The organism is Microbacterium paludicola (assembly GCF_015235415.1).
Taxonomy (GTDB): Bacteria; Actinomycetota; Actinomycetes; order Actinomycetales; family Microbacteriaceae; genus Microbacterium; species Microbacterium paludicola.
The window spans coordinates 43,499-58,673 of record NZ_JADGLL010000008.1; the positions used below are offsets into that span (position 1 = coordinate 43,499).

Genomic DNA, 15,175 nt, shown 5'->3' on the forward strand with positions numbered 1-15,175 from the left:
GGCCATGCCCTCTCGCCATCGAGAGGGCGTCGTTGTCAGCCTAGGCGACGGTCATCCACCCGCCCGTCTCACCCGCGAGGCGGCTTGCGGGAGAACCGCTCGAGGCGCTCCGCGGGGCTCAGCGCCGCCATCGTCGCGTACCACTCGGGGCTGAAGTACCCGCCCGCCTCATCGGCCGCCACGGGCACGACGGTGTGCGTGATCGTGTCGTCGTACACGTGCACGAGGTGGAACGACTGACCGGCATCCATGCCGTTCACGCGCTGCGGCGGGCGGGCGACGTCCATCGTGTAGCAGGACGCGGATGCGACGCTGACCGGAACACCCGCGAACGTGCCGCTCATCGAGTAGTGAAGGTGCCCGGCGAGGATCGCGCGCACGTCGGATCCGCTGATCACATCGGCGAGCGCGTCCTGATCCCGCAGCTCGAGGATGTCGAACAGGGGAACGTGACTCGGCAGCGGCGGATGATGGAGGGCGAGGATGGTGCCGAGCGGTGCCGGCGTCGCGAGCACCTGCCGCAGCCACTCGCGCTGGGCCTCATCGATCTCGCCGTGATGCCAGCCGGGAACCGAGCTGTCCAGCGCGACGAGGCGGAGCCCGCCGAGGTCCCAGACCCCCGTGACCGGCTGCTCGTCGGCCGAGAGGCCGAGCAGGTCGCGGCGCATCTCGGGGCGCTCGTCGTGGTTGCCGGCGACCCACACGATGGGCGCGCCGAGGCGCTCCGCGACCGGTTCGACCAGCGCGCGCAGGCGGAGGTACGCGTCGGGCTCGCCGAGGTCGGTGAGGTCGCCCGTGAACACGAGGGCGTCGGGCCGGATGGCGCCGTCCGCCGCGTGCTGCTCGAGCCGCTCGAGCGTGCGCGCGAGGTTCGCCTCGGTGTCGTACCGGCCGCCGAGGGGCGCGTTGCCCGCCAGCAGGTGGGTGTCGCTCAGATGGACGATCGTCCTGTGGGCGGGAGCGTGCTGGCCGAGCTGCATGATGCCAGCGTACGACCGGCCTCCGACGCCGCCGCCGGGCGAACCGCCGTCAGCCGAGCACGATCAGCAGGATGCCCACGACCACGGCGAGCCCGCACACCGCGAAGCACGCGTACGCGCCGACGAGCGCGAGCCGCTTCTGGCCGTCCGAGAGCGGACTCTTCGCGGAGGCCTTCGCCGCCGCCTTCTCGGCCCTCGCGATCTGCTTCGCGGAGAGGACGGTGATCGCATCCGTGAAGGCGACGGGCGCGACCACGGGAACGCGCCCGCTGCTCGCAAGCAGGCGCAGCCCGAGCGCGTAGAACCCGACGACGACCACCGCACCGATCAGCGCGGCCATGAACACGAGCAGGAAGGCGCCCCAGTCGATGGTCATCGCTCTCCCCCGCTCTTCTGCTGCTTCTTCGCCGCCTTGCGCTGGGCCCTCTCGGCCTGCGCGCGCCGCTGCCTCGGCGTCGGCGGCGGGTTCTCGTCGACCTTGACCGCGAGGCCCGACTCGGCGACCTCGCTCATCGCGTTGCCCGCGTGCACCTCGTTGCGGCGCGAGCGCAGGAACAGGAACACGATCACCGCGATCGCCAGGACCGCGTCGATCGCGACGCCCAGGACGCCGAGTCCGGCCGCCTGGGTCCACACCACGAGCAGGGCGGCGAGCGCGCCGACCGCACCGGCCGCGGGGAGCGTGAGCAGCCAGCCGACGAAGATCCGCCCGACGGTGCGCCAGCGCACTTCCGATCCGCGTCGTCCGAGACCGGATCCGATCACCGATCCGGAGGCGACCTGCGTGGTCGACAGCGCGAAGCCGAGGTGGCTCGAGGCGAGGATCGTGGCGGCCGTCGACGTCTCGGCCGCGAAGCCCTGTGCCGGCTTGACGTCGGTGAGTCCCTTGCCCAGGGTCCGGATGATCCGCCATCCGCCGACGTAGGTGCCGAGCGCGATCGCCGCGGCCGCCGAGAAGACGACCCACAGCTGCGGCTCGTGGTGCTCGGACGACTGCCAGCCCGCCGCGATGAGCGCGAGGGTGATCACGCCCATCGTCTTCTGGGCGTCGTTCGTGCCGTGCGCGAGGGCGACGAGGGAGGACGTGAAGATCTGGCCCCAGCGGAAGCCGTCGCGGCCGTCCGGCTTGCCGTCGTAGCGCCGGGTGAGGGAGTACGCCATCTTGGTCGCGAGGAACGCGATGATGCCCGCGGTGAGCGGTGCAAGCAGCGCCGGCAGCACGACCTTCGACATCACGACGCCGAAGTCGATTCCCTGGACGCCGACGCCGACGAGCGTCGCGCCGATCAGGCCGCCGAACAGCGCGTGCGACGAGCTGGAGGGAAGGCCGAGCAGCCAGGTCAGCATGTTCCACGTGATGGCGCCGATCAGGCCGGCGAAGATCAGCGAGGGGAACACGGCTCCCGAGATCTGCTCCTCGCGGATCATGCCGCCGGAGATGGTCTTGGCGACCTCGGTCGACAGGAAGGCGCCGACGAGATTCAGGATGGCCGCGAGCGCGACCGCGGTCTTCGGCTTGAGTGCGCCGGTGGCGATCGGCGTCGCCATCGCGTTGGCGGTGTCGTGGAAGCCGTTGGTGAAATCGAAGAAGAGCGCGAGGGCGATGACCAGCGCGACGATGAGGGCTGCGGTTTCCACCGTCCGCCTTCCGTGATGCGGGACCCGAGGGTCGAGAAGCGCGAACGAAGAGTTCGCCAGGTGTTCACGATCTGGCAACCAGACGGTCACCAATCCTCGCACCCCGGGCAGGGGCGGTCAAACCGTCCGTTCCGCCCGCCTGGGAGCGCCGTCCGCCGCCCGTCGGCGCCGCGGCGTGCACGTCAAACACGGATAGCGTTGACGGATGAGCTCTGCTTCGGTCCCGACCGCCCCCCGCCCCGAGAAACGCCCCGTCGTCCGCTCGCACCACGGCGACACGTTCGAGGACCCGTACGAGTGGCTGCGCGAGAAGGACTCCCCCGAGGTCGTCGCGCACCTCGAGGCGGAGAACGCCCACACCGACGCGGCGCTCGCGCACCTCGAGCCGCTTCGCGAGCGCATCTTCCAGGAGATCAAGGGCCGGGTCCGCGAGACCGACCTGAGCCTGCCGAGCCGCCGCGGGCAGTGGTGGTACTACGGCCGCACGATCGCGGGCAAGCAGTACGGCGTGCAGTGCCGCGCCCCCATCGCCGGCCCGGACGACTGGACCCCGCCCCAGCTGAGCGCGGAGGTGGAGGTGCCCGGCGAGCAGGTGCTGCTCGACTCGAACGCCGAGGCCGAGGGCCACGAGTTCTTCTCCCTCGGATCGTTCGACGTGTCCAAGGACGGCACGCTGATGCTGTGGGCCGTGGACGTCGCGGGTGACGAGCGCTACACGATCCGGATCAAGGACCTGACGACCGGCGAGATCCTGCCCGACGTGATCGAGGGGACCTTCTCGGGCGCGCACTTCCTTCCCGGCGGCACCCACATCGTCTACACGACGGTGGACGACGCCTGGCGTCCCGACCGCGCGTGGCTCCACCCGGTCGGCACCGCGGGGCGGGAGGCCGACCGCGAGATCTACCGCGATGACGACGAGCGGTTCTGGGTGGGCGCGGGAGTGACGCGCAGCGACCGGTTCCTGGTCGTCGAGTCCGGGTCGAGCATCACAAGCGAGGTCGCGCTGCTCGACGCGGCGACCGTGGCGACCGATCCCGACGCCAAGCCGCAGGTCGTGTGGCCGCGTCGCGAGGGCGTCGAGTACGGCGTGGATCATGCCGTCATCGACGGCGAGGACTGGCTGTACATCCTCCACAACGACGGCGCACTCGACTTCGAGCTGGTGCGCGCCCGCGTCGGCGCGCCCGACGTGGTCGAGACCGTGATCCCGCACGAGCCGGGCCGCCGCCTTGAGGACGTCGACTGCTTCCGCGACTTCGCGGTCGTCGAGTACCGCCGCGAGGGCCTCACGCGCGTGGCTCTGCTCGACTACCGCACGCACGCGCTGACGGAGATCGAGTTCGATGAGCCCCTGTTCGCCGTCGGGCTGGGCGGCAACCCCGAGTGGGCTCCCCCGGTGCTGCGCCTCGGGTTCGGGTCGTTCACGACGCCGGGATCGGTGTTCGAGTACGTGCTCGACAGCGGCGAGCTCGTCCTGCGCCGGCAGGTCGAGGTGCTCGGCGGATACGACCCCGCCGACTACGACCAGGCCCGCCTGTGGGTGACCGCCCAGGATGGCACCCGCATCCCGGTCTCCCTTGTGTGGAAGCGCTCGTTCGGCGAGCCCGGCTCCGCACCTCGCCCCGTGCACCTCTACGGCTACGGCTCGTACGAGCACTCGATCGACCCCGCCTTCTCGGTGGCCCGGCTGTCCGAGCTCGACCGCGGCATCGTGTTCGCCGTCGCGCACGTGCGCGGCGGCGGCGAGCTCGGGCGGCAGTGGTACGAGGACGGCAAGCTGCAGGCGAAGCGCAACACGTTCACCGACTTCGTGGATGTCGCGCGTCACCTCGTCGAGAACGGCTACACGACCCCGGATCGCCTGGTGGCGGAGGGCGGATCTGCCGGCGGGCTTCTTATGGGCGCGATCACGAACCTCGCCCCGGAGCTGTTCGCCGGCATCCTCGCCGACGTCCCGTTCGTCGACGCGCTCACGACCATCCTGGACCCCTCCCTTCCCCTCACGGTGATCGAGTGGGATGAGTGGGGCGACCCGCTGCACGACCCGGCGGTGTACGAGTACATGAAGTCGTACTCGCCGTACGAGAACGTGCGCGAGGGCGTGACCTACCCGCGGATCCTGGCGATGACGTCGCTGAACGACACGCGCGTGATGTACGTCGAGCCGGCCAAGTGGGTCGCGCGTCTGCGCGATGTGGGCGCCGATGCGCTGTTCAAGTGCGAGATGGTCGCGGGTCACGGCGGCGTCAGCGGCCGCTACAACTCGTGGCGCGAGCGGGCCTTCCAGCTCGCCTGGCTCTTCGACGTGCTCGGGGTCGCCGACGCCTGACCCGTCGAGGGCCTCGCGGGGTGCAGCCGTGGCTCCGCTCGCGGTCAGTAGCGGGCGGAGAACCCGCCGTCGGCCTGCAGCAGCTGGCCCGAGACCCAGCGGCCGGCGGGCGAGACGAGGAAGGCGACGAACTCGCCGATGTCGGCGGGTGTCCCGAGACGGCCGAGCGGATGGGCGTCGCGCAGCGCGGTGCGGGTGTCGTCGTCCATCCAGCCCGTGTCGATCGGACCCGGGTTGAGGACGTTGGCCGAGATCCCGCGTGGGCCGAGCTCGCGCGCCGCGGAGATCACGATGCGGTCCAGGGCACCCTTCGACGCCCCGTACGGCAGGTTGCCCGTGGTGTGATCGCTCGTCAGCGCGACGATCGCGCCGCCGCCGTCGGGCACCTGACGGGCGAAGGCGGCGATGAGCAGAAGCGAGGCGCGGGCGTTGACGGCGACGTGCGCGTCGAAGCTCTCCGCGGTGGTGTCGAGGATGCCCGTCTCCACATCGTGCGCATGACTCAGGATGAGCGCGTCGCACGGTCCGTGGTCGCGCACGACCGCGGCGATGAGCTCATCCGGCGCCGACGGATCCGACAGGTCGCGCGGGTAATCGGCCGACGAGAGGTCGCTCGTGACGACGGTCAAGCCGTCCTGCCGCAGCCGAGGCGCGATCCCCGCGGCGATGCTGTTGGCGCGCGCGGCACCCGTGATCAGAGCGAGGGGCATGACGTCACCCTATCGCCGCCGCAGCCGCGCCCCAGCGCGGGCCCCAGGCACTGGACAATGCAAAAGGCTCCCCGGCGCCGCACGCACCGGGGAGCCTTTCGAAGGGACGATCAGCCGAACAGCGCCGCAGCCTCCTGGTAGCGGGACTGCGGGACGGTGTGAAGCTCGCCGAGCGCGTCGGCGAACGCCACGCGGACGATGTCGGTGCCGCGCAGCGCCACCATCTGACCCCAGGCGCCCTCGACGATGGCGTCGGCGGTGTGCAGGCCGAGGCGCGTCGCGAGCACGCGGTCGAAGCCCGAGGGCGAACCTCCGCGCTGGATGTGCCCCAGCACCGTCGCACGGGTCTCGATGCCCGTGATGCGCTCGATCTCCGGGGCGAGCACCTCACTGATGCCGCCGAGGCGGGGGCGGTTGAACGCGTCCAGGCCCTTGTCGCTGTACGCCTCCTCCTGGCCCTTGAGCTTGAAGCCCTCCGACACCACGACCAGCGGCGCGCGGCCGCGCTCGTGGGCCGAGGTCACCTGGGCGGTGATCTCCTCGATGGACAGGGGCACCTCGGGGATGCAGATGACGTGGGCGCCGGCGGCCATTCCCGCGTGGAGCGCGATCCAGCCGACGTGCCGGCCCATCACCTCGGCGACCATGCACCGCTGGTGCGAGTCGCCCGTGGTGCGCAGCCGGTCCATCGCCTCGGTGGCGATGTTCACGGCCGTGTCGAAGCCGAACGAGTAGTCGGTCGCGCCGAGGTCGTTGTCGATCGTCTTCGGCACGCCGAAGACGTTGATGCCGTCCTTCGAGAGGCGCTCCGCGGCCGCGAGGGTGCCCTCGCCGCCGATCGCGACGATCCCGTCGATGCCGTGCTCGGCGAGGGTGGCCTTGATGTTGTCGGCGCCACCATGCTCGCCCTCATACGGGTTCGTACGGCTCGTGCCGAGGATGGTGCCGCCGACCTTCGCGAGGCCCTTGACCTCGTGCCGGGTGAGCGGGAAGAAGTCCGCTTCGACGACGCCGCGCCAGCCGTCGCGGATGCCCACGAACTCGAGGTCGTACGTGGTGGTGCCCTTGAGGACGATGCCGCGGATGACCGCATTCAGTCCGGGGCAATCACCTCCGGACGTGAGGATTCCGATCTTCATGCTCTCGACACTAGGGGATCCGGATGACCCCCGAAGGGCGTCGCCCGGATCCCCTGGTGACGAGCGGGTGACTCGCTCTTGGCCGCGCGCTGATCGATCCCTCGCCCGACGCTCCGCGCCGGGTCTCGCGCTCGATGGACGTCGCTCCGCTCCGTCCGGGCGCGCTGGTGGGCCGCATCCGCGGCACGCTCACTTCGTTCGCAGAGCGGGCCCAGCGTGCCAGCGGGTATGGCAGGCCCGAGAAGTTAGAGAGCCCCCCGCAGGACGTGCATAAGCGCCGCCAGCTGCACCGAGTCGCTCGAGGTCGGGTCGACGGCCTCGCCGTCGAGCGCGCGCGCCGCGAGGCCCTGCTTCTGGTCGATGAGCTCGGCGATCTTGGTGTCGATCGTGTGCGCCGCGATGATGCGCCACGCTGTGACGGGCTCATCCTGTCCGATGCGGTGGACGCGGTCGATCGCCTGCGTCTGCTCGGCCGCGGTCCAGCTGAGCTCGGCGAGGACGACGTTCGATGCGACCTGCAGGTTGACGCCCACACCGGCGGCGGTGAGCGAGCACACCGCGATGCCGACATCCGGGTCGTTGTTGAACGCGTCGATCGCTGCCTGACGCACCGTGGAGGTCTGCTCGCCGCGGATCGAGACGCTCTTCACGCCCACCGCCTTGAAGTGCGCCTCGGCCTGGTCCATGACGTCGATGTGCTTGGCGAAGAACACGACCTTGCCGACCGAGCGCTGCAGCTGGGCGGCGTAGTCGGCCGCGAGGCCGGCCTTCGCCTGGCCGATGCGTCGCACCATCGTGAAGACGTTGTCCCCCGCGGTGCCGGCGGCCTTCGACTCGTCCAGCTCGCCCTGCGCGACGAGGCGCACGATGTCGTCGTCGATCTCGCCGGGGGCGAGGCCGCGGTCGCCGCGGGCGTCGATGATCCGGCGGTAGCGCGCGACGAGGCGAGCCGCGAGCTCGCGCTCGGCCTCGCGGATGCTGCGGCCGAACTCGTCGTCGAGCTGCACGGGCAGGTCGGCGATGAGCTTGTCCGGCAGGTCCTTCGCGACGTCCTTCTTGCGGCGCCGCACGATGCCCATCGAGATGACGGCTTCGCGGGCCTCTGGGTAGAAGGCCTTGTCGGCGGGCGTCAGGCCGGTGGCGTCGAGCTTCTCCATCAGCTCGGGGCCGGGCTTGTCGCCGGTGGTCCAGCCGAGGAAGCGCCAGATGGCGTCGAAGTCCTCGACGTCGTTGATCAGCGGCGTTCCCGTGAGCGCCAGGAGGAGCGGATCGCCGCCCGGCGTGTTCTCACGGATGCTCGCCGCGAGCGCGAGCACATTCTGCGAGCGCTGCGAGGTGAGGTTCTTGATGAAGTGCGCCTCATCGACGACCATGCCGCGCAGGCCGATCTTGGCGAGCCAGCCGAGGTGACGATCCAGGATCTCGTAGTTCACGATGAACACGTCGGCGAAGGCGTCGATGTCGTCGCCGTCGCCGTTGATCACGGTCGCGCGGCGGTGGGGTGTCCAGCGCTCGACCTCGCGCGCCCAGTTCATCTTCACGACGTTCGGGACGATCGCGACGATCGGGTACGCGTTCGCGACGGAGGCGGCGAGCACCGATTCCGCGGTCTTGCCGAGGCCCGGCTCGTCGGCGAGCAGGAAGGTGCGGTGCCCCGCGCGCACGGCCTCGAGGAAGCGCGACTGGTGTGCCATGATCTCGAGCCCCTTGGGCGAGAGGCGGTCGAACTCGGGCACCTCGGGCAGCGGCATGGTGGCGGCGCCCCCGCCCGCGCCCTGCTCGAACGCCTTGTACAGCGGGCCCATGAGCTCCCAGCCGTCGAGGCGACGACGCGGAGTCGGGCCGCCGACGCGGTGCGCGAGGTCGGGAGCGAGGAACGGGTTCGACTCGATGCGCGCCTCGATCTGCGGCGGTGTGACCTGACGCTCGGCCGCGGCGGGCGGCACGAGGGACGTCTGCACCAGCGGCTTCACGTCGGCGATCACGAGCTCCTCGGGAGCGAGCTCGGCGCCCGACTCGAGCAGCCAGTCGCGACGCATCCGGCGCGCGACCGGCGACGTGGCCTGGTCGACCTCGAGCAGCTGGATGAGCGACGTGTCGCGCGCGGCCGTTTTGGCGAGGATCGTCGCCACCCCGTCGAGCCGCTTGAGCAGCTCGGCGCGGACGGCGTCGGTGACCTCGGTGTCGGCCTTGACGCGGGCGCGCTCCTCGCGCACGAGGAACGCGATCACCTGGAACTTGGTGCGGTTCGTGGGGCCCAGCTTGCCGCGCTGGGCCTTCGCCTCGACCTCGCGCACCTTGCGGGCGAGGATCGGGATGAGGGGGGCCTCGTCATCGCGGCGAGCGGACGAGGACTTTCTGCGCTGTCGCGCGGGTGCCGTGGTCGGCATGCTCCTCCTGAGCGTAGAGACCATCGTGACCGAGGCGGCTTGGCCGGCGGTCGAAGTCGTGCGTGGCGCCCGCTGCGCCGTCGAGATGACGACAGCGCGGACCGATTCGCTTCCGCGATGCGGTCAGACGGACGCGGTTCCCACCCGGGGCGCGTGCACCGGCCTGCGAGAGGATCTCTCGGACGTCGATGGACGCGACGGGCGGTGGAAACCTGTGCGGCCAGTCTAGGGCATGCCCCGCCCCGGGACGACGCGCAATCGCCGATGCGCCTCGACGGAGGTGACGGGAGCGATGCGGCGGATGATCCGGATCAGCCGGGCAGGTGCGCGAGCATGTCGGCGACGGCCTCGTCGACGAGTGCCTCGTCGGCGTTCATCGCGTAGGTCGTGAGCATCATGTCGCCCCGCAGCACCACGCGCTCGAACTCGATCACGCCCTGCTGCTGCTCGCCCTGCCGCTCGCAGTCGACGGTGTCGCCGGTCGCGTCGCAGCCCGGGAAGTTCTGCGTCAGCACGTCGCGGACGAACTGCTTGTGCTGCGCGGGGACGATCGCGGCGTTCGAGACGAGGGCCGTCTCGCCCGGCGGCGTCCAGTAGCAGTTGAGGTTCGGCGCGCCCTGGATCACGTCGAGCAGGTCGACGACCTTCGAGCTCGGCACCTGAGACGCCTCCGCAGGGTTCAGCTGGCCGAACGCGTCGTACAGCCAGTCCTGCATCTGCGCGGAGTAGGCCTGGCCGCAGTCGGCGGGAAGCCCTCCGGCACCGGCGGTCGCCGTCGGGGTCGGCGTGGCGGACGTGCTCGGCGCGGGGCTCGTGGGCGCGGTGCTCGGCTGCCCACTGGGGGCGGCGCTCGACGTCGGCTGCTCCGAGGCGGCCGGGCTCCCGGTCGGCCCCGGCGTCGGCTGGCATGCCGCGAGGCCGACGGTCGCCAGTGCGAGCGCGCCGATGACGGAGACACGGGCGGCGAGGCGGTGGGAGCGCATTGCCCCATCCTGCCTCACCGCCCGTGGTGTCGACAGCGCCGACCCGTCCCGGGCCCGTGCCGTCAGCGGAACGAGCGCAGGCGCAGGCTGTTCAGCACCACGAACACGCTCGAGAACGCCATCGCGGCTCCGGCGACCATCGGGGTGAGCAGGCCCAGCGCCGCGAGCGGGATCGCCGCGACGTTGTAGCCGAACGCCCAGAACAGGTTGCCGCGGATGATCGCGAGCACGCGGCGCGAGAGCCGCACGGCGTCCCCCGCCGCGGTGAGCGAGTCGCGTACAAGGGTGATGTCGCTGGCGTGCATCGCGGCGTCCGTGCCGCCGCCCATGGCGATGCCGAGGTCGGCGGTGGCGAGAGCCGCGGCGTCGTTCACGCCGTCTCCGACCATCGCGACGCGGCGTCCGCTCTCCTGCAGTCGCCGGATCTCGTCGACCTTCCCCTCGGGCGAGACCCCCGCGATGACGGTCTGGATTCCGACCTCGTCGGCCACCGCCCGCGCGACGCCCTCGCCGTCGCCGGTCAGGAGCACGACGTCGAGCCCGAGGTCGCGCAGGCCCGTGATGGCCTCGCGGCTGTCGTCCCGCACCGTGTCGCCGACGAGGATGGCCGCGCGCGCCGTGGGGCTCATCCCCGCGGCCGCGGCCCAGCCGACGATCACCACGGTCGACACGGCGTCCCGCGCGACGGCGGCGAGGTCGTCCGGCACACGCGCACCGCGCGCGGCGGCGAGCTTCAGACCCCCGGCGAACGCATCGCGGCCGTCCACCGTTCCCGTCACCCCGTGCCCGGCGTGGTTGCGGAAGCCGGTCACGGCCGGCAGTTCGGCGCCGTCGTCGGCGGCCGCGACGATCGCGCGGGCGATCGGGTGCTCCGATCCCGACTCCAGCGCCGCGGCGATCCGCAGCACCTCGTCGCGGTCGGCGCCGCGCCCGAGCACGACGTCGTGGACGGTCATCCGTCCGCTGGTCACCGTGCCGGTCTTGTCGAGCACGACCGTGTCGATGCGTCCGGCGCTCTCGATCGCCTCGGGACCGGTGATCAGGATGCCCCGCTGCGCGCCGCGCCCGGTGCCGACCAGGATCGCGACGGGGGTTGCGAGCCCGAGCGCACAGGGGCACGCGATGATCAGCACCGCGACGGCGGCGACGAAGCCCGCCTCGAGACCCTGCCCCGCGAGAAGCCAGCCGACGAGGGTGAGGACGGCGAGCCCGATCACGACGGGGACGAACACTCCGGAGATCCGGTCGGCGAGCCGCTGGATCCGCGACTTGCCCGCCTGCGCATCCTCGACGAGCGCGGCGATCCGGGCGAGACGCGTCTCGGCTCCGACCGCCGTCGCGCGGACGACGAGCCGCCCGTCGGTGGCGATGGTGCCGCCCGTGACCGCCGCGCCCGGGCCTGCCGCGACAGGCACCGACTCGCCGGTCAGCATGCTGGCGTCGATCGCGGCCTCGCCTGCCTCCACGACGCCATCCGTGGCGATCGTGCCGCCGGGGCGCACGATGAAGCGGTCACCGGGGTGCAGCCGCTCGACGGGGATCGTCTCCCCGTCGCGGCCGTCGGACGCGGCGAGCACGACCTCGCGCGCGCCGAGGTCGATCAGCGACCGCAGGGCGGCGCCGGCGCGGCGCTTCGAACGCTGCTCGATGAAACGTCCGAGCAGCAGGAACGTCGTGACGACCGCCGCGACCTCGAAGTACACGTGCATGCCGCCGGTGACCGTGACCCAGGCGCTCCAGAGCAGCGCCGCCATGGTGCCGAGCGTGATCAGGGTGTCCATCGTCGCGGCCCCGTGGCGCGCGTTGCGCAGCGTGGCGCGGTGGAACGGCCATCCCGCCCAGAGCACAACGGGCAGGCTGAGCGCGAGCATCGCCCACTGCCAGCCCGGGAACTGCAGCGGCATGATCATCGAGACCAGCAGGATCGGCACGCTCAGCACGGCGGCCACGATCAGTCGGGTGCGCAGCGGCGTCTCCCCCGCGACGTCCTCGACGTCGTGCACGTGACCCGAATGATCCTCGTGGCCCTCGTGATCCTCGTGCGCGCCGCCCTCGTGCACGTGGTGCGCGACCGGGGCCGCGGCACGACGCACGGTGGCGTCGTATCCCGCGGACTTGACGGCCTCGACCAGCGCCTCGTCGCCGATGCCGGTCGGCGCCTGAACCTTCGCCGACTCGGTCGCGAGGTTCACCGCCGCCTCGACACCGGGAACCAGCTGCAGCCGCTTCTCGACACGCGCGACACAGCTTGCGCAGGTCATCCCCTGGATGTCGAGGACGACGTCGCGGCGGTCCTGCACCGTGCCGCTCATGACCGGCCTCCGAAGGTGTAGCCCGCCTCCGCGACGGCCGCGGCGACGTCCTCGTCCGCGATCGGGCCGGTCGACTGCACGGCGACCGTCCCCGCCTCGAGATCGACGTCTGCGGCCGTGACGGCGTCGAGCGACTGGATGCCGGCGGCGACGGTCTGGGCGCAGTGACCGCACGTCATGCCCTGGACGAGATAGGTGGTGGTGGTGCTCATTGTGCTTCCTTTCGTCGTTCCTGGACGAGAACCAGCATACCCCCCGGGGGTATTCCCGCAACGCCGGAGACGTAGGCTGGAGGCATGAGCATCGAGCTGACCGAGCGCGCCGTCGCCGCCACCATCGACCACGCGATCCTGAAGCCGGACTTCACCCGCGCCGACGTCGACCGCGAGCTCGACATCGCCGCCGAGTGGGGCGTGTTCAGCGTGTGCGTGCGCCCGTCCGACATCGCCTACGCCGTGCGCCGCCTCGACGGCACGGGCGTCGCGGTGGGCACCGTGATCGGCTTCCCGCACGGCACCACGTCGACGGCCGCGAAGGTCGCCGAGCTCCAGCGCGCGAAGGACGACGGCGCGACCGAGTTCGACATGGTCGTGCACATCGGCGCCCTGCGCTCGGGCGAGGACGACCTCGTCACGGCCGACATCGCCGCGGTGGTCGAGGCTGCGGGGGGTCGCTCGTCCGAGGGCGGCTTCGTCACCAAGGTGATCCTCGAGACCAGCTACCTCGACCTCGAGCAGATCGCGCGCGGAAGCCGACTCACCGAGACGGGCGGCGCGACGTTCGTGAAGACCTCCACCGGCTTCGCCGGCGGCGGCGCCACGGTCGAGCACGTCACCCTCATGCGCGAGAGCGTCTCCCCCGCCGTCCAGGTGAAGGCCTCCGGCGGCGTGCGCGGGCTCGACTCGGCGATCGCCATGCTCGAAGCGGGCGCGACGCGCCTCGGCACCAGCGCGAGCGCCACGATCCTCGGCGAGCTCCGCGCCCGCGCCGAGGGCCGCGAGGGCACGGCCGCGGAGGACCGCAGCAGCTATTGATCGCTCGCGCCGGCGCGCTCGCACAGGGTGAAGGCGCACTCGCGTATCGGCAGGTCGTCTCGACTCGCTTCGCTCGCTCGACAACCGGACTGCAACCCCGTGCGAACGAAGTGAGCGTGCCGCCGATGCGGCCCACCAGCGCGCCCGGACGGAGCGAAGCGACAGCCATGGAGCGCGAGCCCGTAAAGGGCTCACCGAAGCGCCCCATGTGCGAACGAAGTGAGCGAAGCTTCTATGTGTGTCAACTGGCTTCGAGGAGTCGGTAGAGGGTGCGGGCGAGGTAGCGCTTGAGGATGCGGCGGATGTCGCGGTCGGTGCGGCCCTCGGCTCGGCGGCGTTGGGCGTAGGCGAGGGTTTCGGGGTGTGAGCGCCAGCGGGTGATGATCACCCGGTGCAGGGCGGCGTTGAGGCGTCGGTCACCGCCGCGGTCGAGGCGGTGGCGGGTCCGATCTCCGCTGGAGGCGGGTTTGGGTGCGGTGCCGGCCAAGCGGGCGAAGGCCGCTTCGGAGCGGACCCGGCCGGGGTGGGACCAGGAGGCGAACACCTGAGCTGCGCTGACGGGGCCGATGCCGGGCTGGGTCAGCAGCTGCGGGACGAGCTGTCGGACCAGGTTGGTGAGGGCGTTCTTGTTCGCTGCGAGGTCCTCGCGCAGGGTGAGGGACCTGCCTGCCAGGCGGATCGCTTCCGACCGGGCTGTGGCGGTGTCGATGGGCTCGTTGGTGCGAGCGCGCCATGCGGCGATCTGCCGGGTCTGGGCGAGGGTGAGCTTCTTGCGGGCGTCGATGCCGAGGTCGAACCGGCGGGCGAGGGCATTGAGCGCGTTGATCGCTTTGGTGCGCTCGCGAGACATCTGCTCACGTGTGGTCAGGAGGATCTGGATGGCGTCGCGCTCGGGGCCGTCCTTGCGGTCGTTGAGGGTCTCGACCTCGAGGGGCAGGACCGACGCCGCTGCGGCGCGCGCGTCGAGACGGTCGTCCTTGCCGGAGGGGCGGTAACGGATCTTGGGGGCTTCGACGACGCGGATCCCCGCCCCGCCCAGAGCCTCGGCCAGGGGGCGCCCGTAGGAGCCGGCGCCGTCGAGGGAGGCGAGCATGGGGGCGCCCTCGGCCAGCGCGGTCAGCCAGGTGGTCGCGCGGGCGATGCCGGCCGGTCCTGTCGGGAAGGACCGCTCCTCGAGGAGGCGGCCGGTGCCGTCAAGGACGGCGTACTGGTGCTTCTTGGAGTGGGTGTCGACCCCGGTGATGAACCGGTAACGGTCTGCGACGATGGTCACTGCGATCTCTCCTTCTTCAGCGGATGGACGGTCGTAGCCGACGCCCGGGCGCTGAGGAAGTCGTCGCGGGACGGAACTGTCATGAGCCACTGCGAATGGCCGTGCTTCTATCAAGTCACCGCGGCGGGCAGCGCCCGGCGTCGGCACCCCCACCGGGCGGACGAATCGCTCCAAGACACACGCGGACGTGGTCAGTGCCGCGGTGAGTCACACCCGGCAGGGGTACCAGCACCGACCCTGCCAGCAAGGCACGGCCAGCCGCCATCACACTGACAGTGCCGCGGATGCGGCCACCAGCGCGCCCGGACCGGAGCGAAGCGACGTCACATCGAGCGCGAGCCCCGGCGCGGAGCGTCGGGGCGAGTGATCGATCCGCGCGCGGCC

Annotated in this window: 12 protein-coding genes; 2 read left to right on the forward strand and 10 right to left on the reverse strand. The window is 71.5% G+C overall.

Going from position 1 to position 15,175, the window contains the following annotated elements:
* Positions 1-68 precede the first annotated feature (68 nt).
* From IR155_RS05440 to IR155_RS05450, 3 genes are read right to left on the reverse strand one after another with little or no spacing between them, the layout of a single operon-like run.
* Entirely contained in the window at positions 69-980 is a 912-nt protein-coding gene (locus IR155_RS05440) for a phosphodiesterase (protein ID WP_135113810.1), read from the reverse strand.
* A 49-nt stretch (positions 981-1,029) separates the two neighbouring features.
* On the reverse strand, positions 1,030-1,356 hold the full coding sequence (locus IR155_RS05445) for a peptidase (RefSeq protein ID WP_135113811.1): 327 nt from the start codon (positions 1,354-1,356) through the stop codon (positions 1,030-1,032).
* A complete protein-coding gene (locus IR155_RS05450; protein WP_135113812.1) occupies positions 1,353-2,618 on the reverse strand; it encodes an inorganic phosphate transporter in 1,266 nt (421 codons plus the stop codon). The genes IR155_RS05445 and IR155_RS05450 overlap by 4 nt, the downstream gene beginning before the upstream one ends.
* 205 nt (positions 2,619-2,823) lie before the next feature.
* Between IR155_RS05450 and IR155_RS05455 the strand changes: the two genes are divergently transcribed.
* Positions 2,824-4,950, forward strand: coding sequence for a S9 family peptidase (locus IR155_RS05455; protein ID WP_135113813.1), 2,127 nt, complete (start codon positions 2,824-2,826; stop codon positions 4,948-4,950).
* Positions 4,951-4,994: 44 nt separating this feature from the next.
* Here the strand turns inward: IR155_RS05455 and IR155_RS05460 are convergent, their stop codons facing one another.
* The 6 genes from IR155_RS05460 to IR155_RS05485 all read right to left on the reverse strand — a co-directional run bounded on the left by IR155_RS05460 (position 4,995) and on the right by IR155_RS05485 (position 12,696).
* Positions 4,995-5,660, reverse strand: coding sequence for an SDR family oxidoreductase (locus IR155_RS05460; protein WP_135113814.1), 666 nt, complete (start codon positions 5,658-5,660; stop codon positions 4,995-4,997).
* 110 nt (positions 5,661-5,770) lie between these two features.
* On the reverse strand, positions 5,771-6,799 hold the full coding sequence (locus IR155_RS05465; protein WP_135113815.1) for a 6-phosphofructokinase: 1,029 nt from the start codon (positions 6,797-6,799) through the stop codon (positions 5,771-5,773).
* A gap of 245 nt (positions 6,800-7,044) precedes the next feature.
* A complete protein-coding gene (locus tag IR155_RS05470; protein ID WP_135113816.1) occupies positions 7,045-9,189 on the reverse strand; it encodes a DEAD/DEAH box helicase in 2,145 nt (714 codons plus the stop codon).
* Between the two features lie 311 nt (positions 9,190-9,500).
* Positions 9,501-10,172, reverse strand: coding sequence for a hypothetical protein (locus IR155_RS05475; RefSeq protein ID WP_135113817.1), 672 nt, complete (start codon positions 10,170-10,172; stop codon positions 9,501-9,503).
* Between the two features lie 62 nt (positions 10,173-10,234).
* Positions 10,235-12,484: a heavy metal translocating P-type ATPase gene (locus tag IR155_RS05480; protein ID WP_135113818.1), complete on the reverse strand. Its 2,250-nt coding sequence runs from the start codon at positions 12,482-12,484 to the stop codon at positions 10,235-10,237.
* On the reverse strand, positions 12,481-12,696 hold the full coding sequence (locus IR155_RS05485) for a heavy-metal-associated domain-containing protein (RefSeq protein ID WP_135113819.1): 216 nt from the start codon (positions 12,694-12,696) through the stop codon (positions 12,481-12,483). Before IR155_RS05485 ends, IR155_RS05480 begins: the two co-directional genes overlap by 4 nt.
* An 84-nt stretch (positions 12,697-12,780) precedes the next feature.
* Between IR155_RS05485 and deoC the strand changes: the two genes are divergently transcribed.
* Entirely contained in the window at positions 12,781-13,518 is a 738-nt protein-coding gene (gene deoC / locus IR155_RS05490; protein WP_135113820.1) for a deoxyribose-phosphate aldolase, read from the forward strand.
* 241 nt (positions 13,519-13,759) lie between these two features.
* On the opposite strand, the gene IR155_RS05495 is transcribed toward deoC, so the two are convergent.
* Positions 13,760-14,791: an IS110 family RNA-guided transposase gene (locus IR155_RS05495; RefSeq protein WP_135113821.1), complete on the reverse strand. Its 1,032-nt coding sequence runs from the start codon at positions 14,789-14,791 to the stop codon at positions 13,760-13,762.
* Between the last annotated feature and the right edge of the window lie 384 nt (positions 14,792-15,175).

Excerpts from the sequence above, each read along its gene's own strand:
- IR155_RS05475 (WP_135113817.1), bottom strand. The coding sequence starts at position 10,172 with ATGCGCTCCCACCGCCTCGCCGCCCGTGTCTCCGTCATCGGCGCGCTC.
- IR155_RS05445 (WP_135113811.1), bottom strand. The coding sequence starts at position 1,356 with ATGACCATCGACTGGGGCGCCTTCCTGCTCGTGTTCATGGCCGCGCTG.
- deoC (WP_135113820.1), top strand. The coding sequence starts at position 12,781 with ATGAGCATCGAGCTGACCGAGCGCGCCGTCGCCGCCACCATCGACCAC.
- IR155_RS05455 (WP_135113813.1), top strand. The coding sequence starts at position 2,824 with ATGAGCTCTGCTTCGGTCCCGACCGCCCCCCGCCCCGAGAAACGCCCC.
- IR155_RS05485 (WP_135113819.1), bottom strand. The coding sequence starts at position 12,696 with ATGAGCACCACCACCACCTATCTCGTCCAGGGCATGACGTGCGGTCAC.
- IR155_RS05440 (WP_135113810.1), bottom strand. The coding sequence starts at position 980 with ATGCAGCTCGGCCAGCACGCTCCCGCCCACAGGACGATCGTCCATCTG.
- IR155_RS05470 (WP_135113816.1), bottom strand. The coding sequence starts at position 9,189 with ATGCCGACCACGGCACCCGCGCGACAGCGCAGAAAGTCCTCGTCCGCT.
- IR155_RS05480 (WP_135113818.1), bottom strand. The coding sequence starts at position 12,484 with ATGAGCGGCACGGTGCAGGACCGCCGCGACGTCGTCCTCGACATCCAG.
- IR155_RS05460 (WP_135113814.1), bottom strand. The coding sequence starts at position 5,660 with ATGCCCCTCGCTCTGATCACGGGTGCCGCGCGCGCCAACAGCATCGCC.
- IR155_RS05465 (WP_135113815.1), bottom strand. The coding sequence starts at position 6,799 with ATGAAGATCGGAATCCTCACGTCCGGAGGTGATTGCCCCGGACTGAAT.